The 272-nt window shown below is 59.2% G+C and carries 1 protein-coding gene; it reads right to left on the bottom strand.

Annotation, left to right across the window (positions count from 1 at the left end; all coding sequences use genetic code 11):
* Positions 1-12: 12 nt before the first annotated feature.
* The coding region (locus O4G76_RS20555; RefSeq protein WP_269398980.1) for a Rid family hydrolase at positions 13-272 on the bottom strand (260 nt) is incomplete at its 5' end.

Genomic DNA, 272 nt, shown 5'->3' with positions numbered 1-272 from the left:
ATCTCAGCCTCCTTACGATGATGCCGATGCCGCAAGGGCCGTCACTTCGATCTCAATGCGAAATTCCGGGGCGATCAGGTTGCACTCGATCATCGTGGCAGCTGGTGGGTTGGCTCCACAGGTCTCGGCGAGGATCGGCCAGCAAGGTTCAAATTCCGCCGCATCCGGCAGGTAGTAATTGACCCGAACCACATCGGCGAAACCAACACCCGCCTTGGCCAGAGCAGTTTCGATAGTGGCAAGCGCAGAGCGGCATTGCGCCACCACGTCCT

Origin of the sequence: Limimaricola sp. G21655-S1 (genome assembly GCF_027213785.1) — a bacterium.
GTDB lineage: Bacteria > Pseudomonadota > Alphaproteobacteria > Rhodobacterales > Rhodobacteraceae > Limimaricola.
This window is presented reverse-complemented; position numbering and strand designations above follow the sequence as displayed.